The following is a 19,979-nucleotide window of genomic DNA, read 5'->3' on the forward strand; positions in this document are numbered from 1 at the left end:
TGGGGTGTCGACTACTTGGTGTCGACGTTGTCGACCACCCAGCGGTCGCCGTCGCGTACGAGGCTGACCACCATTCGGTACTTCTGGGAGTTGCCCTCCGGCGAGAGGACGTTCTTCGCCTGCTGGTCCACGAACACCAGCACCACCGCCGACGAGTCGTCGAGGCTCTCGATGCCGACGTGGTCCGCGGTCGCGGTCGCCTGCCCCTTGCCCTCGGTGACGATCTGGCGCAGCGCGTCGACCATCTCGTTGTACTTGCCAGCGAAGGCCGGGGTGGACATCCCGACCACCTTGTCCCGGTTGGCGTCCAGGCTCTGGAAGTCGAACGAGGACAACGCCACCGAGTAGTCACGAGCGATGTCGACCGCCTCGCCGCGCAAGGCGTCGGCGTGGCGGGCCGCCAGCGCCTGGATCACCAACGCGACCGAGACGGCGACCAGCGCGCACGCCAGCAGCAGGGCCACCAGCATTCGGGGCCGCCGCATCGCCGCCGCCCTGGGCCCCGCGACGCCGGCCTCGTCGGGGGTGGCCGCCATCGGGTCGTCGTCGGCCGGGATCGCCTCCATCACGCTGGTCGTGGCGGGGTCGGTGCGCTCACTTGCCATTTCCGAGATCCTCCAAGAGCTGTTTCCAGTAATTCAGTGCCTCGACCCCGGTCGGGACGAGAATCGGGTCGTCGACCACCGGCGGACCGATCTCGGTGCCCGGGGTGGTCGCATTCTGCAGGCCGAGACCGTTGGGGCGGGGCGCATTTCGGGCGCCGCGGGTCGACAGGTTCTCACCTGGCGGGCAGTAGTAGGTGAGGTTCGGTTCCACGGGCGTCATGTCGCCGAGCGCCCGGCGCGTCGTGTCGTAGTTGCACACCGGGCCCTGGGTGGCGACGAGGGAGAAGTCCGCACGGTTGCCCTTGACGATCGACTCGAGCTTGCCGAGGCCGTCGGGCAACGCGACGAGGCCGGCGGCCAGGGAGTCACTGCGGTCGGAGATCACCGGGGCCACCGCGACCAGATTCGCCAGCACCGACCCGAAGGTGTCGTGGTAGCGGTCGAAGAGTTGCCGCGCGTTGCGCAGCGCCGGTGGCGCGGTGTCGGTGAGGTACACCAGCACCGGCGCGTTGGAGTCGAGTTGCTCGGTGAAGTTCCGGGCCGCACCCATGCCGCGCACCAACGAGTCCGACTGTCCGGCCATCGAATCCACCAGGTCCGCGGTCCGTTCGAGCAGCGACCGCAGCATCGGGGCCTGGTCGTCGAGTTGCGCGGACAGTGCGTCGCCGTTGGCGATCAAGCTCGCCATGCTGGGCCCGAGGCCGTCGAACGACGCCCCGAGTTCGGTCCCGATGTCGCTGATCGCCTGCGGGTCGATGCCCTCGAGCAGTCGGTTCGCCTGCAGCATCAGCTCACCCATCTGCACCGGCTGCCGGTCCTGCGGCACCGCGAGTTCGTCACCGGTGGCGAGGAAGGGCCCGTCACCGGTGTTGGGAAAGATGTCCACGTTCTGAATGCCGGCGGCGGTCCCCATCCCGATCTTCGCGATGCTGTCGCGCGGGATCTCGGTGCCCGGGTCCAGGTCGAACTCGACTCGGGCCCCACGGCTCTCCGGGTCCAGCGAGACGCCCGCCACCCGGCCGACCATGACGCCGCGATAGGTGACGCTGGTGCCGGCCGTCACGCCGAGGGCGTCCGCCATCCGGGCGTGCACCCGGATCGGGGTGCCGAATGCCTGCGGACCGAGCACGTAGTTGATGCCGAACGGGATCACGATCGCCGAGGTGATCGCGAACAGGATCAGCTGGACCAGCGTCAGGCGCCTCATCGCGAGCCTCCGGAGAGCAGTGCCTGCAGGGTGCCCGGAGGCTGCGTGGCCGGGCCCGCCGGCAGCGCTCCTCCGGTCAGGAGCGTGTCGATCACGCCGGGGACGTCGAGTGCGCCGTTGAACACCAGGTAGTCGCCCTTCACCGCGCGGCCGAAGTTGCCCAGGAAGGTGTTCATGTTGGTCAGCGTCGAGCCGATCTCGGAGTTGAACGAGGCGAGCGAGCCGAGGACGGTGGACGCGTCCTGCAGGAGCCCGTCCAGGCCCTGCGGCGAGTCCGCCAGGATCGCGTTGGCACTGGCCGCCAGCTGTGCGCTCGAGTCGAGCAGCGCGGCGATCGTGTCCCGCTGCTCGCCGAGCACCCGTACGGCCCCCGGCAGCGCGTCGAGGTAACCGTCGATGACGCCCTGCTGCGCGGCCAGCTGCCCTGACACCCGCGCCGCGAGGTCGAGTGCGTTCTCGAAGTCCTGCTGGTTCGCCGTGGCCGTCCCGAGCAGGGCGCTCATCGTGGCCGTCAGCCCACGCACCTCACCGGAGCGGCCGCCGAACGCCTTGTCGAGTTCGACCACGACGGTCCGCATCTGGCTGATCCCGCTGCCGTTCAGGACGGTGCCCATCGTCGCCAGCGCGCTCTCGATCTGGGGCCCGATCTCGGTGTGGGACACGGAGATCACGTCCCCGTCCCGCAGGGTCCGCGAGGAAGGCCGGTCGGGGACGACGAGCCGGACGAAGGGGCTGCCCAGCGCGGACGGCAGCTCCACCGACGCGTCGACGTTGTCGGGCAGCTCGGCGGCGGCCGCCAGGCTCAGGCGGACGTTCGCGCCGACGGTGTCGGTCGCCAGGTCGGCGACCCGGCCGATCACCTGCTGGCCGTTGCGCACGTCCGCGCCGAGCAGCAGTCCGTCGGCGTTCGCCAGCTGCAGGGTCACCTCGTACGCCGGGCCGTCCGCGGACCGCCCCAGCGGCAGGTCCTGCATGCCGACCCCGCAGCCGGCGAGCAGCAGGCACCCGGCCCCGGTGGCGGCCAGGCGCCGCCTCCGGTGGCCAGGGGCGGGCGTGGGCGATTGCCGACTCATCGGTTCCCCTCAGTCGGGAGGGCGCCGCCGGTCATCGCCGAGACGATGCCGAGCGGGTCGGATGCGCTGACCGGGAACGAGATCGGGTTGGTCAGCCCGGCGCCGGTGCACAACGGCATCGGGTACCGCCTGCACAGCGGCTCGGCGACCGCGAACTGGGTCAGCGCGGTGGAGACGTTGAGCCGGATCCGGCCCCGGTCGTCGTCGCCGACGGACCGGGACAGGTTCTGCATCAGCAGTGGCACGACGTCCATGAACTCCGCGAGGCCCGACTGGTTGGCCGCCAGCACGTCGCCGAGCGCCGCGACGTTGCCTGCGATCGCCCCGACGTCGTCGCCGTGGCCGGCCACGAACGTGTTCATCTGGTCCAGGACGACGCGCAGGTCCCGCAGCGGGGCGCCGATGTCGATCTGCTGGGCCGACCACTCCTCACCGAGCTCGCCGAGGCCCTTGACGAGGCTGTCCAGGCTCACCTGACGGGCGTCGAGCGCGGTCATCAGCGTGTTCAGGTTCTCGACGAGGGCACCGATGTCCTCGGCGCGCGCGCCGACCACACCCGTTGCGGCACTGAGGTTCGTGATCGCCGTGTTGAACTGCTCGCCCCGGCCCCTCCAGCCGTTGGCCGCGTCGGTGACCAGGTCCCCTGTCTGCCCGTCCTTGCCACCGAGCGCGTCGGCGAGGGTGCTGATGCTGCCCATCAGCCCGTCGAAGTCGATCGGTGCGTGGGTCCGCTCGACCGGGATCTGCGCGCCGTCCTCGAGCAGCGGGCCACCCCGGTAGGTGGGGCCGAGTTCGACGTGCCGATCGCTGATGACTGACGGGTTGAGCACGTACGCATTGGCGTCGGCGGGCAGTTGGACGTCGTCGGGCATGGACAGCGTCACGCGCACCGTGGTTCCGCGGGGCGCCACCTCGGTCACCGTCCCGACCGGGACCCCGAGGACGGTGACCGTGCTGCCGGCGAAGATCCCGTTGACGTAACCGAAGTCCGCGGTGACGGTCTTCTCGTTGTCTGTACGGCCGAAGACGAACCAGCCGGCGGCCGCCACGGCCGCGACGAGCAGCAGTGAGGTCGCGACCTTCGGCCACCGCCGGCCGCCGGACCCGGTCTGGGTGGAGTCGGTCTGGGCAGCCGTGTTCATTTGCACCCCTGCATCACTCCGATGGCGCACAGCATGTTGTCCGGGATGACCGCAGACGGCGCGGTGACGTCGGTCCACGGCCCGTTGCCGGTCGCGTCCGTAGCCGAGCGCAACGCCGGCGGCAGCCGCTTCATGATCTGGTCGATGTTGCCGGCGTTGGCCTTCAGCGTGCCGGTGACCTCGGTCAGGTTCACCGCCAGCTGGTCGAACTCGGCGTCGTGCTCGGCGAAGGAGGTCGACGCGGTGGCGAGGATGTAGCTGAGGTTGTCCACCAGCTCCGTCAGGGCCTGCTTGCGCACGGCCAGGATCTCGACCAGAGTCTGCGCGTTCGACAGTGTCGTTGTCAGCGAGTCACCTTGGCGGACAACGAGGTCCGAGATCGACCGCGACACGGTGAGCAGATGGTCCACCTGCTCGCCGTTGCGAGCGAGGGAGGCGGCGGCACCGCCGAGACCCGCCAGCGTCTTGCCGAGTTGCTCCGAGTCGCGAGGGATCACCTGCTGCAGCGACGACAACATCGCCTGCATCGCCTCGGCGTCGACACCCTGGGCGGCCGCGGTCACGTCGCGGCCGACGTCGTCCAGGCTGTAGGGCACGGTGGTCCGGGCGAGCGGGACGAGATTCGCGCCGTCGTCGACGCCGCCGGGGACCACCTCCAGGTAGCGCTTGCCGAGCACCGTCTTCAGTCGGACGGTGGCGGTGGTCTGGTTGCCGAGTGGCTGCCGGTTGTCGAGCCGGAAGTCGACGCGCACGCGATCGTCGGCCAGCACGACGGCTTCGACGCGGCCGGCGGGCACCCCCGCGACGTACACCGGGTCACCGCCGGAAAGGCCACTCGCATTGTCGAGTTCGGCCACGTAGGGGCTGGTTCGCATCTGGTACCAGACCTTCGGGACCCCGATGGCCACCGCGAGGCCGGTGACCAGCAGCACGATGCCCAGCGTGCCCAGTGCCAGCGGCGTACCGCTGTTGGCGCGTCGCTCGCCCCGGAACAGGAACAGGTAGATCCCGACGCCGATGTCGATCAGCTTGACCAGGAACATCTCAGCCCCTCACCCCCGCGACCCGACCCACCCGGCACCTCACGAGCACACCGGAGAATGCGTGGGGCCGAAGATGTTCGCTTCCAGATCGCCCGCCTTCAGGGTGAAGTTGCAGAGGTAGAGATTGACGAATCCGCCGTAGCTGCCGATCCGGTTGATCGAGTTGGCGAACTCCGGCATCTTGGCGACGAAGGCGTTGAACTCGTCGGTGCTGGCGACCCAGCTGTCGGTGACCGACTTCAGGTCACTCACCGACCGGCCGAATGCCCCGTTGGACCGGGCCATCGCCGCCGCCAGCGACGCCAGGGCCTGGTTGCCGTCGCCCAGCAGCGCGACGAACTGGTCGTTGCTCCCGACGATCGAGGTGCTGAGCCCGCTCAGGCCGGCCATCAGCTCCTCGAGCTGAGGCTGCCGGGCGTCGACGGAGCCGAGCAGCGACCCCAGATTGGTGACGAGCTGCGCCATCACGTCCTTCCGGTCGTCCAGGCTCGAACTCACCGCACCGATCTGGGTCAGCAGGGTCGCGACGGCCTCGCCCTGACCGTCGAAGGTCAGGGCAAAAGTCCGGGTGAGTGCGTTGACCTGGTCCGGGTCCAGCGCGTCGAAGAGCGGCCTGAAGCCGTTCATGAGCGCGGTCAGGTCCACCGGGGGCGTGGTCCGGGTGAGCGGGACGACCTCCCCCGGCCGCAGTGTCCGTGCCGGGTCGCCGGCCGCGTTGTCGTTGGYGCCGCCGAGCGGGGGCGTGAGCGCGATGTACCGCGCGCCGAGCATGTCGCCGTACCGGACCGCGGCGGTCACCTCGCGCGAGAGCGCGTAGCCGGACTCGACCTCGATGTCGACCACCGCCTTGCTGGTACCGCCGCCCGCGTCGGCGAACGCGATGGAGTCGACCCGGCCGACACGGACGCCGGCCAGCGTCACCGCGTTGCCGGGGCCCAGACCCTCGACGTCCGTGAACTCCACCGTGTACCTCTCCGTGTCGCCGCGCACCGGGACCGACAGCGTGTTCGCGACGAGCACGGCACACACCCCGCCCACCACGCAGAACCCCACCGCCTTCACGATCGGTACCCACCCGAGCTTCACCGGACCGTCACCTCGTTCCCGCGTACCAGCGGACCGAGCATGACGACGGTGGCCGGGTTCGGGGCCGCGTCCGGCTCCGCCGTCGCACCGAGCACCCGGTCCTGCAGGTACCCGAGCACCGATGCCTCCCGTGCCCCGTCGACCACGTCGCTCGGGCCCGGTGCGGCGGGCGCCGCCGCGCTGCCCACGCACCCCGTGCTGGTCTCGGCGCCGTACCGCGGGCAGTCCGACGCGTCGTACGGCAGCGGGTCGGAGAAGGTCGCGACCGTGGTGATGTCGAACTTCCCCGTGGAGAACACCCGGGCGCCGGCCGCCCCGAACGAGTTCGCCTTGGCCAACGTATCCACCAGCCCCGCGGGGTTGGCCGCGGTTGTCGCCAGGATCGTTCCCGTCGAGTTCAGCACGGTGGTGATCCGCTCACGCTGCTCACCGACGAACGCGGTTGCCACGGAGGCGAACCCGGCGGCGGACCCGAACGTGGCCGCCACGCCGTCGCGGTGGGTGACCAGGTTCTGCGACACCGAGGTCGCCGCGGACAACGTCGCGATCACATCGGGGGTGGCGGCCTCGAGAGCCTGCATCACCGACCTGAACTCCGGTGTGGCGTCGAGAAACCGCTGCGCCGCCGGCGTCAGGGTCCGGGACGCGGAGTCGAGCCGGTCGACGATCCGGCCGATCGTCTCGCCGCGCCCGTCGAGGGCCTTGCCGAGCTCGGTGAGCGCGGTCTGCATCTTCTGTGGCTGCATGTGGCCGAGCACGTCGATGACCTTGGTGTAGACGCCGTAGAGCGCCACCGCCTCGGGGCCGGTGTCCACCCTGATCTCGGCACCGTCCGACAGGCTCGACGAGCCGGTCGCGGTCGGGTCGTCGACGAGCTGGATGTAGATGTCCCCGAAGAACGTTCGCGGAACCACCCGGGCCAGCACCGTGGCGGGGATCAGCGAGATCGAATCCGAGTCGATCTGCAGGCGCACCGTGGACGACGTGGTACCCGAGTCGATTCCGGAGATCCGTCCGACGTTGACGCCGGAGTAGCGCACGGGCGCCTCGCCGCTGATCAGTCCGGCGGTCGCGGGAATCGCCACGAAGACCTCGGGGTCGCGGTGCAGCGAACCCGATCCGCGCATCACCATCGCCGCCGCGATCGCCGTGACGGCGATCGCCGCGAGCACCCCCCGCAGCGCGAGGGCGGCCCGGCTGCGCCCGGTGAACTGGTCCATCAGAATCCCGTTCCCGGGATCTGCGGGACCAGGCCCCACAACGCAAAGGTCATCAGCACGTCCAGCACACCGATCGCCAGGATCGCGGTCCGCAGCGCCCGGCCGGCGGCCTGGCCCACCCCGGCGGGCCCACCGGCGGCGAAGTAGCCGTAGGAGCAGTGCACGAGGGACACCACCGCCGCGAAGACGACGGCCTTGAGCGCGGAGTACAGCAGGTCCTGCGGGGCGAGTGCCAGGTGGAAGAAGTAGTCGTAGGTGCCCGCCGAGGCGCCGCCGAAGAACACGATCACCAGCCGCGTCGACAGGTAGCTGGCAAGCAGACCGATCATGAAGATGGGCAGCACGCACACCATGGCCGCGAGGACGCGGGTGCCGGCCAGGAACGGAATGGACCGGATTGCCATCGCATCGAGCGCGTCGATCTCGTCCGAGATCCGCATGGCGCCGATCTGGGCGGTGAATCCGGTGCCTACCTTGGCGGCCAGCGCGATTGCGACGACGACGGGGGCGAGCTCGCGGGTGTTCGCGATCGCCGACAGCATGCCGGACATGGTGGTCATCCCGACCAGTTCCAGGCCGCGCTGGGTCTCGACGCCGAGCATCATCGCCGCGGCCAGTGACATCGCGAACACGATGCCGATGGTGCCGCCGCCCGAGAGCAGCGAGTTGGTCCCGAAGCTGATCTCGCTGATCTGTGCGAGCACATGCTTGCGGTACCTGAGCAGGGCGAAGGGGACGGACGCCAGCGTCCGGTAGAAGAAGGTGACGTGGCGGCCGACGTCCACCAGGCCGCCGTAGGCCGACCGGACCGGGCGCGCGGCGCGCTGCAGCCGGTGTACGGCGTCGACCACCGCCATCAGTACGACCCCACGGCCGGCACGATGACCGTGTACAGCGCGGAGAGCGCGGCGTTGACGACGAACACCAGCGCGAAGGCGATCACCACCGCCTCGTTGACCGAGTCCGCGACGCCCCGCGGGCCGCCCTTGGTGTGCAGGCCCTTGAAGGTGGCCACCAGCGTGGAGGTGAGACCGAAGACCGCGGCCTTCACGAGGGCCATGACGAAGTCCGACGTCCTGCCGTACTGACTGAACGTGGCCATGAAGGTTCCGGCCGGAAGATGTTGGACGTAGATGTGATAGAGGTAGCAGGCCAGGACGCCGCCGAAGGTCACCATCGAGCACAGCGCCAGCGAGACCACCACGGCGGCGACCAGTCTCGGGGCCACCAGGCGCTCGACGACGTCGATGCCCATCACCTCGAGTGCGTCCACCTCCTCGCGGATCTTCCTCGACCCCAGGTCGGTGCAGATCGCCGAACCGGCCACACCGGCCATCATCAGCGCACAGACCAGCGCGGCGGCCTGCCCGACGACGATGAACGCGACCACCGCCCCCGAATACCCACCGGCCCCGATGCGGCCGGCGAGCTCGCCCACCGAGACCGCGATGAACACCCCGATCGGGATCATCAGCAGCAGGGACGGACCGGTGCTGACCCGGCCGATGAACAGGATCTGGGTCACCGTCTCGCTCAACGAGAGTCGGCGTCGCAGCAGCGCGCGGAGCAGCGCGACCAGGGCCTGGACCGAGAACCCGATCAGGTAGCCCCCCTGGGTCGCGACGTCGCGCGCGGGCCCCTTGGCCGTGGGCAGTTCGTAGGTCATCTCCGCGATCCCCTTCGCATCTCCCACCCCTCCCCTGTCGGTGAAGCGTGTCACAACGGGTGTCACGGATCAACAGTTATGTGAACCGCTATTCTCATCGTGACCCACCGCCGATGCCGCCGGCCGAGCCGCGGGTGCGACCCGGCCGGCATCACGATCGGGCAACCAGGTCGCGTCAGCTCGCGTTGGCCGCGAGTGCACCCTGGTTCTTGCGCAGCTCCCCCTTGACCACCTTGCCGCTGGCATTGCGCGGCAGCGCGTCCACGATCACCAGTTCCTTGGGATGCTTGTACCGGGCGAGCCGGTCCTCCAGGAACGCCACGAGTTCGTCGAGGGTGAGGTCCCCCTCGCGCAGCGCCACGACGGCCACCGGGACCTCACCCCACTTCGGATCCGGCCGTCCGATCACCGCCGCCTCCAACACCTTCGGGTGACCGAAGAGCACGTTCTCCACCTCGGCGCAGTAGATGTTCTCACCGCCCGAGATGATCATGTCCTTCTTCCGGTCGACGACGAAGACGAAACCCTCCTCGTCCTGGCGGACCAGGTCGCCGGAGTGGAACCACCCGCCGGCGAAGGCATCGGCGGTGGCCGCGTCGTTACCCCAGTACCCACGCATCATCGTCGGGCCCCGGTAGACGATCTCACCGACCTGCCCGACCGGGACGTCGTTCATCTCGTCGTCGACGACCCGCGCCTGGATCGTCGGGATCACCTTGCCGACCGAGCCCAGCTTGCGCAGCGCATCCTCGCCGTCGAGCACACAGGTGATCGGCGACATCTCCGTCTGCCCGAACACCGCCACGTTCATCGCGTCGGGAAAGGTCTCCGACATCGCGCGCAGCACCACGTCGGAGGCGGGAGCGGCGCCCCAACTGATCACCCGGAGGGCGAGATCCCGCTGACGCACGGTCGGTTCCGCGCAGACTGCCTGCCACTGGACGGGGACCAGGAACGCGGTGGTGACACGCTCGGCCTCCCACACGTCGAGCAGCTCGACCGGGTTGAACGCGCCGAGCGGGTGGATGACCGTGCGGACACCGAGCACGATCGACGGCGCCATGCTGCCGAGGGCGGCGATGTGGAACATCGGCGACGCACAGAACCCGACGTCGCCGCCGCGATCCATGCGCAGGGCCCGGATGCAGGTCAACGCCTGCGCCTGCAGGTTCGCATGCGAGAGCACCGCCCCCTTGGGCCTGCCGGTGGTACCGGAGGTGTACATGATCAGCGCCGCGAGGTCGTCCGGCAGGTCCACCGGACGGTGCGCCTCGCCCGGTTCGGCGAGCAGGTCCTCGTAGCCGAGCGTGCCGCCGTCCCCCGGTTGCCCGACCACCACGCAGGTGGCCAGCTCCGGCACCTGCTGACGGACCGCGGAAACCAGCGGGGCGAGCGGGACGTCGGTGACCACCGCGGTGGCGCCGCTGTCACCGACGATGAAGGCCATCTCCGGCGGCGTCAGACGGAAGTTCACGGGCACCGCGATCGCACCGAGCGCGTTGACCGCGAGCACCGCCTCCAGGAACTCCGGGCGGTTGAGCATGACCAGCAGCACCCGGTCCCCGAATCCGACACCCCGCCGGGCCAGCGCGTCGGCGAAGGCCTCCGACCTCGCGTGCAGCCCGGACCAGGTGGTACTCGCCCCCTGGAAGCGGAGTGCGACCTCCTCCGGTCGCATGAGGGCATGGGTCGCGACCTGGTTGTTCCAATTGTTCCGACGGGCCCGGAGCGGTTGCGCCAGAAGATTGTCGCTAGATGACATCCTGTAGGTCCTTCCCTGTCACGATGATGTGGTCGGCACGGCGGGCGCACCTCGTGGGGCGCGCCCAGTATGGCAATTCCGAAGGCCACGCGGGGCCGATTTTGTTAACAGTTATTCGCATCTGATCCCGTCCGGCACCTGGCACATCGGCGAGCCCCCGAACAGCCCGGCGACGCCGCCGGATTCCGGCCTCGCGACCGAGCGGGCGGCGGCGAGTTCCGTTGCACCGCTGACCGAATTGATGCCGCCCGGCCCGCCCGGCAATACTGGACGCACACGGGCGCCCGGGCAGCGCGCGCCGGATCCACCCAGGAAACCGACCGCACGGCCCGGCAGCGAGCCGCCCACACCGCCGGGACCGCGCTCGGCGCGGGTGAATTACTGTTAACTTGCAGACCGGATCCGCCGGGCGACCAAGAGCGAACACTGTTGCAGATCAACAGCTTGCGTGTACTCGCCGACACAGACAAATGGCCGCACCTGCCGACGGCCCGATTCGCATTCGTCCGGAGCGCCGCGGACACTCGGATATGGTTTGCGGCATCGAAGTCAGGAGACGGCCATGGCCCAGACAACCCGGAGCCGGCCGGTTCCGACCGACGCACCGGTGCGGCGGCGACCGAAGGACCGCAAGGCGCAGATCGCCCTGACGGCCGCCCAGGCCTTCAGCGAACGCGGTTACCACGCGGTCGGCGTCGACGAGATTGCCGCGGCCCTGGGTATTTCCGGACCCGCGCTCTATCGCCACTTTCCCAACAAGTACGCACTGCTGCTGCAGGCGGCACTGAGCACGGTGGGCTCGCTGCGGGCGGCCGCGGATGCCGCGGCCGCCCCGGATGCAAGTCCCGAGGACCAGCTGGACCGGGTCCTTCGCGCCCTGATCGCGACCACCGTCGAGCACCGCCGGACCGGCGGCCTCTACCGCTGGGAGGGCCGGTACCTGCAGCCGGCCGACCGGGAGCTGATGCGCGCGGACTTCCGCGCGCTGAACGAGCGTCTCGCGAAGCCGCTCGGCAGACTCCGCCCGGACCTGGGCCGACGCGACGCCACGATCCTGGCCGCCGCCGCCCTGAGCGTCGTCGGCAGCATCACCGCCCACCGCAGCGCGCTGGCGAACCGTCGGATCGAGAAGCTGCTGCTCGCGACGGCGTGGGGCGTGCTGCGCTGCGACCTCGCGGCGGCCCCGCCTGCCGAATCCACCATCGAGGACCCGGCCGCCCGGGGGCTCGCGGTGACCTCCAAGYGCGAACTCCTGCTCGGCGAGGCGATGAAGATCTTCCACGCGCAGGGTTACCACGAGTCGAGCATCGAGGAGATCGGCGCCGCCGCCGGGATCAACGCGTCGAGCGTCTACCGGCACTTCCCGAGCAAGGCAGACCTGCTCGCGGCCGGTTTCCACCGTGCGGCCGACCGGCTGGCCGTGGCGACGGACGATGCTCTCGGCGCCTCCGCCGATCCGGCGGAGGCCCTGCGCCGACTCTCCGCCGCCTACATCGACCTGGCGTTCGCCCGCCCGGAGGTGCTCTCGGTGTACTTCGCCGAGATCGGCAACCTGCCCAGTGGCGAGCGGACGAATCTGCGCAACGTGCAGCGACTGCACGTCGAGGAATGGGTCCACCTGCTCGGCGCGGTCCGCCCCGAACTGTCCCCTGTCGAGGCCCGGTTCGTGGTGCATGCGGCACTCGGCCAGGCACTCGACGTCGGCCGGCTGATGCGTTTCGACGTCGACGCACGGACCCGCGGGCAGATGCAGGCCGTGATGCTCGCGGTGCTGCTCGGCTGACGATCGACGCGAAGCCAACCGAGGACATGCAGGAACTGTGCGTCGTGCTGGGTCAACTGAATCATGCTTGCACTCCCAGATATCGGGCCGAGTGCCACACCTGCTGCCTGACTGGCGAGACTGGGACTCAGTAGTAGAAGTCGCGGCGAACAACCAGTGACAAGCGGTTCATCTCCCGCTCGAGCCATGACCGCCAGACGTCGTGCTTCCAGCCGACAAGCGGAAGGTCGTAAGCACCGATGTGGTCGGTGATCTCCTTGTTGAAACTCTGCTTGAACTCGGTGATGCCCCGGTACTCGTGGGTGGGATCGTCGRCCGACGCGGCGGGCGTGGTGCCGCACATGTCGTAACGCACGCAGCCGTGCTCCTTGGCCCAACGGATGATCTCCCACTGCACGGCGTGGCCCACACCGTGAGCGCCGAGACCGTTCTCCTTCGACGACTCGGCGCTCTTGCGCACGGACGCACCGTCCTTGTACAGGCTGTGGGTCCCGAGCTTCATCGCGAATGCGCCGGCGACCACCTCGCCCTCGAACCGAGCGAAGAAGAGCTGGCCGCTGCCGGAGGCGTCGTAGCGTTTCCAGATCGCGGACATGTACCGAAAGCTCCGGACCCCGAAGCGGCCGTCCGCAGTCTTGGAGAGCAGGTCGTACATGAGGGTGCAGTTCTCGTCCGTTGCCGGGACCCGCTCGACCGTGACCCCGTCGCGGGCGGCGCGCTTGATCCAGCGGCGGGCACGGGTGCTGAAGCGCGCCATCACCTGCTCCGGTTCACCCTCGATGTCGACTACGACGGTGTAGTTGTTGGGGAGCATCTCGTGGGGTACCCGTCGCAGCCCCGCCTCGGTCAGCGTCCGCATGGTCGCCTCGCCGGCCACCAGCGTGGGCTCGATTCTGATCATGAACACGCCCTGCCCGCGTGCGAAGTCCGCGATCGCCCGTAGCGTTCGGAGCAGCTCCTCCGCATCGGCGGCCGGCGGACCCGCCGGTAGATACCAGAGCTTGCCGAGCAACGGAACCCGCTTCTCGTGGACGGTGACGGCGATGCCGTCGACCATGAGGTACACGCTGTGGTAGCGCACATGCTCCCGCTTGTGCTCCGCGAAATCGTAACTGCGCCACACGTCGCCGCCGTCGGGGTTCGCCCCGATCAGATCGTTCCAGCCCTCGACCTCGAGCGGTGTCGCGCGGCGGACCCGCTCCGACATCCTGAGATCGCCACCCCACTGCCCCTGCCCTGATTCGGCCATCGGATCCCCCATCCAGTTCAGGCGTTTCGGGAAAGAGAATAACCGGCGGGATGCCGCGCCGGTCACAGCTGGCCAATTACGTGACGACGGGCATATCAGTTCAGCGCCGGGGGCATCCACCGTCCTGATCCGCGCCCAGGTCACTGGGCCGGTAGCCGGCCGGGTAGCCCGGGTAGGTGCGGTTACGGGGATCGCGGGCGGCTTTCGACCTACGGCGCGGCGGCAGCCGTCGCACCAGCCGGGCCCGCCCGCGCAGCGCGCCCTGCCCCACCGACGTCATCCAGGCAGGTGCGGCCCGGAAACCGAAGGCGGACAGCATAATCGGGTCGAGCATTGCATTGACGCCCACCTTCACCGCGGGCCGCAGCGGGCGGGGGAACCACGCACAGAACAGGTCTCGGGTGTACACGCCGATCGCGTGATTGTCGTCGGTGTAGTGGAAGTGCTCGCGCTCGAAGTCCATCTTGAACCGGTGCAGAACCTGGAAGTCCTCCGGGATGTCCCGGATCCCCATCCGGATGCCCACCTGCCGGTAGAAGTGGAAGCAGGCGAGCCGTTCGTGCGGGTGCAACGGCCGCCAGCCGTACCGGTCGATCCAGTCCAGCGGGTCGTAGATGAACGTGCACAGCACGTACAGCATGTCCACGTTGTCGATGTCGTACTTGCCGTGCATGCGGTTGACGGTGCGCAGCGACTCGCGACCGCGGGGCGAGTCGTAGCCGTGCTCGAGCAGCTCCGCCATCAACAGTGCGGTGTCGTCGTAGCGCTTCTGCGGCCGCTTCTCGAACTCGCCGGTCTTGCGGAGCAGCCCCGAGATGGTCGGGACACAGTAGGTACGGAAGAGCGCAAGCTCGAGCGAACGCTGGTAGTCCCAAGGGAATTCGTAGCCGGCGGTGATCCGGTGGATCTCCTGGCAGTCCGCCTCCGGATCCAGTTGCTCGATCCGGCGGAGCCAGCCGCGGCGGCCGCGGGGCGCCGAGTCGGTGTCCTTCACAAGTAACATGGTGCGCTCCTCAGCCTCGTCCATGCCGGGTCTTGAGCAACCAGGCCGCGATCTTCATGTCACGGGCCTTGCGTTCCATGGTCAGCAGGTTCATCGGCGCCCGGTACTTCTGCCGGGTCACCGACTTCGCACGGCTGAACTCGCGCAGTCCGTCGGCACCGTGGATCCGCCCGAAGCCGGACTCCCCCACCCCACCGAAGGGCAGAGAGGGCACGGCCGCGAAGCCGAGCACGGAGTTGACGGTCACCACGCCGGAGCGCAGGCGCTCCGCGGCGTCGAGCGCCCGACGCTGGTCGCGGGTGAAGATCGAGGCGCCCAACCCGTAGCCGATGGCATTGGCCTTGGCGACCCCGTCGTCGAGGTCGGCCATCCGGTTGATCACCACGGTGGGGCCGAAGGTCTCCTCGCACGTCGCGCTGCTGTCCTCGGGCACGTCGGTGAGGACGACCGGCTCGATGTACGGCTCTCGGATCGAGTCCGGGCCGCCGAGCGCCGCGGTGGCGCCGTGGCCGAGCGCGTCGGCGATCTGCCCGCGTACCACCTCGGTCTGCCGCTCCATGGTCATCGGGCCGTACGACGCGTCTGCCCCGCCGCCCGGACGCAGCCGTCGGGTCTTGGCCACGACCTTCTGCACGAAGTTGTCGAACACCTTGTCTGCCACGTAGATTCGCTCGACACCGACGCAGGTCTGGCCGGCGTTGCCGAACGCCCCGAAGACCGCGAAGTCGGCCGCCTGGTCGAGGTCGGCGTCGGCGCACACCAGCATCGCATCCTTGCCGCCGCACTCCGCGACCAGCGGGGTCAGCGTCTCGGCGCAGGTGGCCATCACCTTCTTCGCCGTCGGGGTGGAACCGGTGAACGCGATCTTGTCGACGCCGGAACGGACCAGGGCGGTGCCGGTGTCGCCGAAGCCGGTGACCACCTGCAGCACCGGCAGGTTCGGCACCAGCGAGTTCCACTTCTCGGCGATCCACACCGCCACCCCCGGCGTCAGCTCGCTCGGCTTGAACACCACCGCGTTGCCGGCCGCGAGCGCGTAGGAGATCGAACCCATCGGCGTGTACAGCGGATAGTTCCACGGACCGATCACCCCGACCACGCCGAGCGGCTGGTACCGGACGGTGGCCTCCTGGTTCGCACTCACCAGGCCGGACGGCACCTTCCTCCGGCCCAGCACCTTGCCTGCGTTGCGGGCCGCCCAGTCCAGGTGTTCGACGGCGAGCATCACCTCGAGCAGCGCGTCGCCGGCGGGCTTTCCGGTCTCGGCGGCGATCACCTCGGCCAGCGACTGGGCGTCGGCGGCGATGGCACTCTTCCAGCTCAGCAGCCAGCGCTTGCGGCCGTCGAAGCCGAGCCCCTCCCACCACTGCGCGGCGCCCCGCGCCCGCTCGACCGCCCGGTTCACCTCGGCGACGCCGTCGACCCGGTACTCGGCGAGCACGGCCGCGTTCCGCGGATCTCGGGACGCGAACACCGCGGTCGCGCCAACCTCGTCGCCCGTGACGCCGCTCGGTTCCTGGTCGACCTGCTGGGGCATGGTTGCTTCCCTCCGTTGGCGTGGCAGATCCGTCGCATGAACCTTGGCGCAGTCGCCACGATTCCGACGCAGATCACATCAAATATATTTGATGTGAAGTACTGTCGTGTGCATCACATTAGGCGGACCCGTCCGGTCGGACAAGGACCCGGCAACGCGTGTGAGCAGTCCCCACCACGATGAGGGAGATTCGAAGATGAGCGTCGAGTTCAGCACCGAGCAGAAGGCATTCGCCCAGGCAGTGGCCGATTTCTGCAAGCGGGAGGCCGGCACCCGCGAGAAGCGCGACCAGCTGACCGGGCATGGCCGGCACAACCACAACCAGGCGCTCTACGAGAAGATGGCCGACCTGGGCTGGCTCGGCCTGACCGTTCCCGAGGAGTACGGCGGTTCCGACGCCACGATGGTCGACATGTGCATCCTGCTCGAGCAGTCGCATCTCGGGATGGCGCCGATCGGTGCGATCGGACCGACCCTGATCACCGGCGGTGCCTACGCCAGGTTCGGCACCGAGGCACAGAAGGAGAACGTGCTGCGCGGCATCGTCCGCGGTGTGTCGCAGTCGATCTCGATGTCCGAGCCGGAGGCCGGCTCCGACGTCGCCAACCTCAGCACCAAGGCCGAGCGGGTCGACGACGGCTGGCTGGTCAACGGCCAGAAGACGTGGTGCTCGAACGCGCACATCTCCGAGAACATCCTGCTCGTCGCCCGCACCGGACGCGGCGAGAGCAAGCACGAGGGCCTGACCATGTTCCACGTGCCTGCCGACACCCCCGGACTGAAGATCAACCCGATCGAGCTGATGGGCGGGCAGAAGGAGACCAACGACCTCTACTTCACGGACTGCCTGCTGCCGGCGGACGCGGTGGTCGGCGAGGTCGGCAACGGCTGGCGTCAGCTGATGACCGGGCTGAACTTCGAGCGGCTGATCCTCGCGGCGATGATCCTCGGCACGGCCGAGCGCGCGTTCGCCGACACCCTCGAGTTCATCACCACGCGCAAGCAGTTCGGCCGGCCGATCGGCAGCTTCCAGTCCCTGCGGCACCGGATGGCCGACCTGGCCACCGAGATCGAATGCACCCGACTGCTGGTCTACTCGGTGGCGCGGGAGGCCGACGCCAACCCGGACAAGATGCTGGCCCGTGAGGCCTCGATGGCCAAGCTGAAGGCCACCGAGACCGCCAAGCGGGTGGCGCTCGAGGGCATGCAGATGATGGGCGGGTACGGATACGCGACCGAGTTCGACATGGAACGCCATGTGCGGGCGACGCTGGTGTCGACCATTTTCGGCGGGACCAGCGAGATCCAGCGCGACATCATCGGCAAGACGTACGGGCTGTGACCGCGCGCTGAGTGTCTATGCTGACGTTCTGCCCGAAGGAGCCTCGATGACCTCGTCCGCCACGTCTCGTAACACCGCCGGTCCCGCGCTTCGCCGCAGGCCGCAGCTGTCCGACGACGTCGCGGCGCACGTGCGTGGACTGATCATGTCCGGGGGTGTGCGGCCGGGAGAGTTCATCCGGCTCGACGAGACCGCCGCCGAGCTCGGGGTCAGCGTGACCCCGGTGCGGGAGGCCCTGCTGACCCTGCGCGGCGAGGGTCTCGTCGAGCTGGTTCCGCATCGCGGGTACGTGGTGGCGCCGTTGACCCGCGGCGACATCAACGACGTGTTCTGGCTGCAGGGTCAGATCGCCGAGCAGCTCGCGGTCCGTGCCACCGCCGCGGTGACCCCGGATACGCTCGACGAACTGCGCGCGATCAACACCGACCTCGCCGCGGCCGTCGTGGCGGGCGACGCCACCCGGATCGAGGACCTCGAGTTCGGCTTCCACCGGGAGGTCAACCGCCTCGCCGGCGCCACCAAGCTGTCATGGTTCCTGTTCAACGCCATCCGCTACACGCCCGTGCATTTCTACTCCGGCGACAGGGAGTGGGGCGAGTCCGCGACCGCCAGCCACGACCGGCTGATCGCGGCGATGGCGTCCGGTGACGCCGACGAGGCGGGACGCGAGACCCGTCGGCACTTCACCGACGGCGCCAAGCGGCTGCTCGCACACCTCGAGCAGACCGGAATCTGGGACTGAGAGTAAGGCGTGCTGTCAGGGACGCCGGTTGCGTTACATCTCCTCGACTCGGCCCCGGAACAGCGACTCCGGGGCCGAGCGGGTGCGTCCAGGACTATTCCGTGACGTCTGCGGCCATCGCCTCGATCAGGCTCTTGGGCCGCATGTCGGTCCAGTTGGCCTCGACGTAGGCGACGCAGTCCGGGCGTGAGGTAGGTCCGTGCACCTCGGCCCAGCCCGCCGGGACCTGCGCAAACATGGGCCACAGCGAATGCTGCCCCTCGCTGTTCACCAGAACCAGGAACTGGCCGTCCTCGTCATCGAATGGATTGCTCATTGATCTACCTTTCTCGACATTTGTCTTGTCCCACAATTATTTTCACGTTTCGAACAGGGAACCTACTTGTCAACCCCGGCTTCTTCGACGGTCCACGCCTCGTTCAGCACCTCCCCGATCCGGGCGAGAGCGGCCGACGAGGCCATCCCCCAGTGGGTTTCCTCGATGCCGTGGGTGATGACCCGGCCGTCCACGAAGTCCTGCCAGGTGTCGGCACCGGCGTTGCCACTGGGGTCGTCCGCGAGGGCGGCGAAGTAGAAGACGTCACCCTTGAACTTGGACGGCACGTGACCATCGGTCATCGCGCCGGCCTCACCCACTGCCGCAATGGCCGCCGCGATCCGATCAGCGCCCATCGCATTGAACGGAGCGGGCAGGTGCGCCATGATGCCTTCCAACAGGTCGTCGGACAGCTCCTCCGCGGCAAGCGAATCCAGCGACAGTCCGGCCGCAGCGCCGTTGTCGGAAACCAGCGCCGGCAAGAGTCCGCCGAGCAGGTCGCCGGCGGTCATCGCACGCTCCGGGAGCGAACCGTCGGTCACCTGGTACGCGTAGCTGTCCATCAGCCCAACCAGTGCGACCTCTTGGCCCATCGCCTGCAACTGCGCCGCCATCGCGTGCGCAATCACGCCGCCGAGCGACCAGCCGATCAGGTGGTACGGGCCTTCCGGCTGCACGGCCCGAATCTTCTCGACGTACAGCCGGGCCCACGCCTCGATCGTCGACGGCACCTCGGCGCCCGACAACGCAGGCGACTGAAGTCCGTAGATCCCCCGCTCTCGGTTGACGAACTGCCCCAGCCCCGCGAAGGCCCACGACACTCCGAGCACCGGATGGACGCAGAACACCGGGGGCTTCGTCCCACCCTCCCGCAACGGGATCAGGACATCGAAGACGGCGTCTTCGCTGAGGTTCTCCAGCCCAGAACGAGCCGAGTCGATCCGACCGGCCAATGAGTCGACCGACGAGTTGGTGAACAGCCACAACACCGGAATCGCCAGGCCGAGTTCGACGCCCAGACGGACGGCGACCCGGGTGGCCATCAGCGAGTTGCCGCCCAGAGCGAAGAAATCATCGTCCAGACCCACCCGCTCGAGCCCGAGCAACTCCTCGAACACCGACGCCACCGCCCGCTCGACCCCGGTCACCGGAGCACGGAACTCCGCCACCTCGAACACCGGAGCCGGCAACGCCCTCCGATCC

18 protein-coding genes are annotated in these 19,979 nt (G+C 69.0%); 3 read left to right on the forward strand and 15 right to left on the reverse strand.

The genetic code is table 11. The features are described 5' to 3' along the window. Positions 1 to 11: 11 nt before the first annotated feature. From AC1DU4_RS07260 to fadD5, 10 genes are all read right to left on the reverse strand, one after another. Complete coding sequence (locus AC1DU4_RS07260) at positions 12 to 605, reverse strand: mce associated protein mas1a (protein ID WP_477838420.1); 594 nt, start codon at positions 603 to 605, stop codon at positions 12 to 14. Then, positions 595 to 1,812, reverse strand: coding sequence for an MlaD family protein (locus AC1DU4_RS07265; protein WP_477838422.1), 1,218 nt, complete (start codon positions 1,810 to 1,812; stop codon positions 595 to 597). The genes AC1DU4_RS07260 and AC1DU4_RS07265 overlap by 11 nt, the downstream gene beginning before the upstream one ends. Then, positions 1,809 to 2,885, reverse strand: a complete 1,077-nt coding sequence (locus AC1DU4_RS07270; RefSeq protein ID WP_477838424.1) for an MCE family protein — start codon at positions 2,883 to 2,885, stop codon at positions 1,809 to 1,811. Before AC1DU4_RS07270 ends, AC1DU4_RS07265 begins: the two co-directional genes overlap by 4 nt. After that, positions 2,882 to 4,027, reverse strand: a complete 1,146-nt coding sequence (locus AC1DU4_RS07275; RefSeq protein WP_477838426.1) for an MCE family protein — start codon at positions 4,025 to 4,027, stop codon at positions 2,882 to 2,884. Before AC1DU4_RS07275 ends, AC1DU4_RS07270 begins: the two co-directional genes overlap by 4 nt. Further along, complete coding sequence (locus tag AC1DU4_RS07280) at positions 4,024 to 5,070, reverse strand: MCE family protein (protein ID WP_477838428.1); 1,047 nt, start codon at positions 5,068 to 5,070, stop codon at positions 4,024 to 4,026. The genes AC1DU4_RS07275 and AC1DU4_RS07280 overlap by 4 nt, the downstream gene beginning before the upstream one ends. 39 nt (positions 5,071 to 5,109) lie before the next feature. Then, positions 5,110 to 6,156 (reverse strand): MCE family protein, encoded by a 1,047-nt coding sequence (locus tag AC1DU4_RS07285; RefSeq protein ID WP_477838430.1) that lies wholly within the window; start codon positions 6,154 to 6,156, stop codon positions 5,110 to 5,112. Then, entirely contained in the window at positions 6,153 to 7,376 is a 1,224-nt protein-coding gene (locus AC1DU4_RS07290) for an MCE family protein (RefSeq protein WP_477838432.1), read from the reverse strand. Before AC1DU4_RS07290 ends, AC1DU4_RS07285 begins: the two co-directional genes overlap by 4 nt. Further along, positions 7,376 to 8,233 carry an MlaE family ABC transporter permease gene (locus AC1DU4_RS07295; RefSeq protein WP_477838434.1) on the reverse strand — a complete coding sequence of 286 codons (858 nt, stop codon included), beginning with the start codon at positions 8,231 to 8,233 and terminating at the stop codon, positions 7,376 to 7,378. Before AC1DU4_RS07295 ends, AC1DU4_RS07290 begins: the two co-directional genes overlap by 1 nt. Continuing rightward, the gene (locus AC1DU4_RS07300; protein ID WP_477838453.1) at positions 8,233 to 9,042 is read right to left on the reverse strand and encodes an ABC transporter permease; all 810 of its coding nucleotides are present in this window, start codon (positions 9,040 to 9,042) and stop codon (positions 8,233 to 8,235) included. Before AC1DU4_RS07300 ends, AC1DU4_RS07295 begins: the two co-directional genes overlap by 1 nt. A gap of 175 nt (positions 9,043 to 9,217) precedes the next feature. Further along, entirely contained in the window at positions 9,218 to 10,804 is a 1,587-nt protein-coding gene (gene fadD5, locus AC1DU4_RS07305; RefSeq protein ID WP_477838436.1) for a fatty-acid--CoA ligase FadD5, read from the reverse strand. A gap of 562 nt (positions 10,805 to 11,366) precedes the next feature. Here fadD5 and AC1DU4_RS07310 point away from each other — a divergent pair. After that, positions 11,367 to 12,587 (forward strand): TetR/AcrR family transcriptional regulator, encoded by a 1,221-nt coding sequence (locus AC1DU4_RS07310; RefSeq protein ID WP_477838438.1) that lies wholly within the window; start codon positions 11,367 to 11,369, stop codon positions 12,585 to 12,587. A 127-nt stretch (positions 12,588 to 12,714) separates the two neighbouring features. On the opposite strand, the gene AC1DU4_RS07315 is transcribed toward AC1DU4_RS07310, so the two are convergent. The 3 genes from AC1DU4_RS07315 to AC1DU4_RS07325 form a co-directional block, all read right to left on the reverse strand. Next, positions 12,715 to 13,836 (reverse strand): lipid II:glycine glycyltransferase FemX, encoded by a 1,122-nt coding sequence (locus AC1DU4_RS07315; RefSeq protein WP_477838439.1) that lies wholly within the window; start codon positions 13,834 to 13,836, stop codon positions 12,715 to 12,717. A 100-nt stretch (positions 13,837 to 13,936) separates the two neighbouring features. After that, on the reverse strand, positions 13,937 to 14,839 hold the full coding sequence (locus tag AC1DU4_RS07320; protein ID WP_477838441.1) for an oxygenase MpaB family protein: 903 nt from the start codon (positions 14,837 to 14,839) through the stop codon (positions 13,937 to 13,939). A gap of 10 nt (positions 14,840 to 14,849) precedes the next feature. Beyond that, positions 14,850 to 16,376, reverse strand: coding sequence for an aldehyde dehydrogenase family protein (locus AC1DU4_RS07325; RefSeq protein WP_477838443.1), 1,527 nt, complete (start codon positions 16,374 to 16,376; stop codon positions 14,850 to 14,852). Between the two features lie 196 nt (positions 16,377 to 16,572). On the opposite strand from AC1DU4_RS07325, the gene AC1DU4_RS07330 reads away from it, so the two are divergent. Next, complete coding sequence (locus AC1DU4_RS07330) at positions 16,573 to 17,718, forward strand: acyl-CoA dehydrogenase family protein (RefSeq protein WP_477838445.1); 1,146 nt, start codon at positions 16,573 to 16,575, stop codon at positions 17,716 to 17,718. Between the two features lie 46 nt (positions 17,719 to 17,764). Next, positions 17,765 to 18,460, forward strand: coding sequence for a GntR family transcriptional regulator (locus AC1DU4_RS07335; RefSeq protein WP_477838447.1), 696 nt, complete (start codon positions 17,765 to 17,767; stop codon positions 18,458 to 18,460). A gap of 94 nt (positions 18,461 to 18,554) precedes the next feature. Here the strand turns inward: AC1DU4_RS07335 and AC1DU4_RS07340 are convergent, their stop codons facing one another. Next, positions 18,555 to 18,776: an MbtH family protein gene (locus AC1DU4_RS07340; protein WP_072845963.1), complete on the reverse strand. Its 222-nt coding sequence runs from the start codon at positions 18,774 to 18,776 to the stop codon at positions 18,555 to 18,557. A 62-nt stretch (positions 18,777 to 18,838) separates the two neighbouring features. Beyond that, positions 18,839 to 19,979 (reverse strand): thioesterase domain-containing protein (locus AC1DU4_RS07345; RefSeq protein ID WP_477838449.1); only part of this gene is annotated, 1,141 nt, incomplete at its 5' end.

Source organism: Rhodococcus sp. P4_F5 (assembly GCF_056401315.1).

Bases quoted from the DNA above. Each gene is read 5' to 3' on its own strand.
- AC1DU4_RS07330 (WP_477838445.1), top strand. From the start codon at position 16,573: ATGAGCGTCGAGTTCAGCACCGAGCAGAAGGCATTCGCCCAGGCAGTG.
- AC1DU4_RS07325 (WP_477838443.1), bottom strand. From the start codon at position 16,376: ATGCCCCAGCAGGTCGACCAGGAACCGAGCGGCGTCACGGGCGACGAG.
- AC1DU4_RS07295 (WP_477838434.1), bottom strand. From the start codon at position 8,233: ATGGCGGTGGTCGACGCCGTACACCGGCTGCAGCGCGCCGCGCGCCCG.
- AC1DU4_RS07265 (WP_477838422.1), bottom strand. From the start codon at position 1,812: ATGAGGCGCCTGACGCTGGTCCAGCTGATCCTGTTCGCGATCACCTCG.
- fadD5 (WP_477838436.1), bottom strand. From the start codon at position 10,804: ATGTCATCTAGCGACAATCTTCTGGCGCAACCGCTCCGGGCCCGTCGG.
- AC1DU4_RS07335 (WP_477838447.1), top strand. From the start codon at position 17,765: ATGACCTCGTCCGCCACGTCTCGTAACACCGCCGGTCCCGCGCTTCGC.
- AC1DU4_RS07340 (WP_072845963.1), bottom strand. From the start codon at position 18,776: ATGAGCAATCCATTCGATGACGAGGACGGCCAGTTCCTGGTTCTGGTG.
- AC1DU4_RS07290 (WP_477838432.1), bottom strand. From the start codon at position 7,376: ATGGACCAGTTCACCGGGCGCAGCCGGGCCGCCCTCGCGCTGCGGGGG.
- AC1DU4_RS07280 (WP_477838428.1), bottom strand. From the start codon at position 5,070: ATGTTCCTGGTCAAGCTGATCGACATCGGCGTCGGGATCTACCTGTTC.
- AC1DU4_RS07300 (WP_477838453.1), bottom strand. From the start codon at position 9,042: ATGACCTACGAACTGCCCACGGCCAAGGGGCCCGCGCGCGACGTCGCG.
- AC1DU4_RS07275 (WP_477838426.1), bottom strand. From the start codon at position 4,027: ATGAACACGGCTGCCCAGACCGACTCCACCCAGACCGGGTCCGGCGGC.
- AC1DU4_RS07320 (WP_477838441.1), bottom strand. From the start codon at position 14,839: ATGTTACTTGTGAAGGACACCGACTCGGCGCCCCGCGGCCGCCGCGGC.
- AC1DU4_RS07260 (WP_477838420.1), bottom strand. From the start codon at position 605: ATGGCAAGTGAGCGCACCGACCCCGCCACGACCAGCGTGATGGAGGCG.
- AC1DU4_RS07270 (WP_477838424.1), bottom strand. From the start codon at position 2,885: ATGAGTCGGCAATCGCCCACGCCCGCCCCTGGCCACCGGAGGCGGCGC.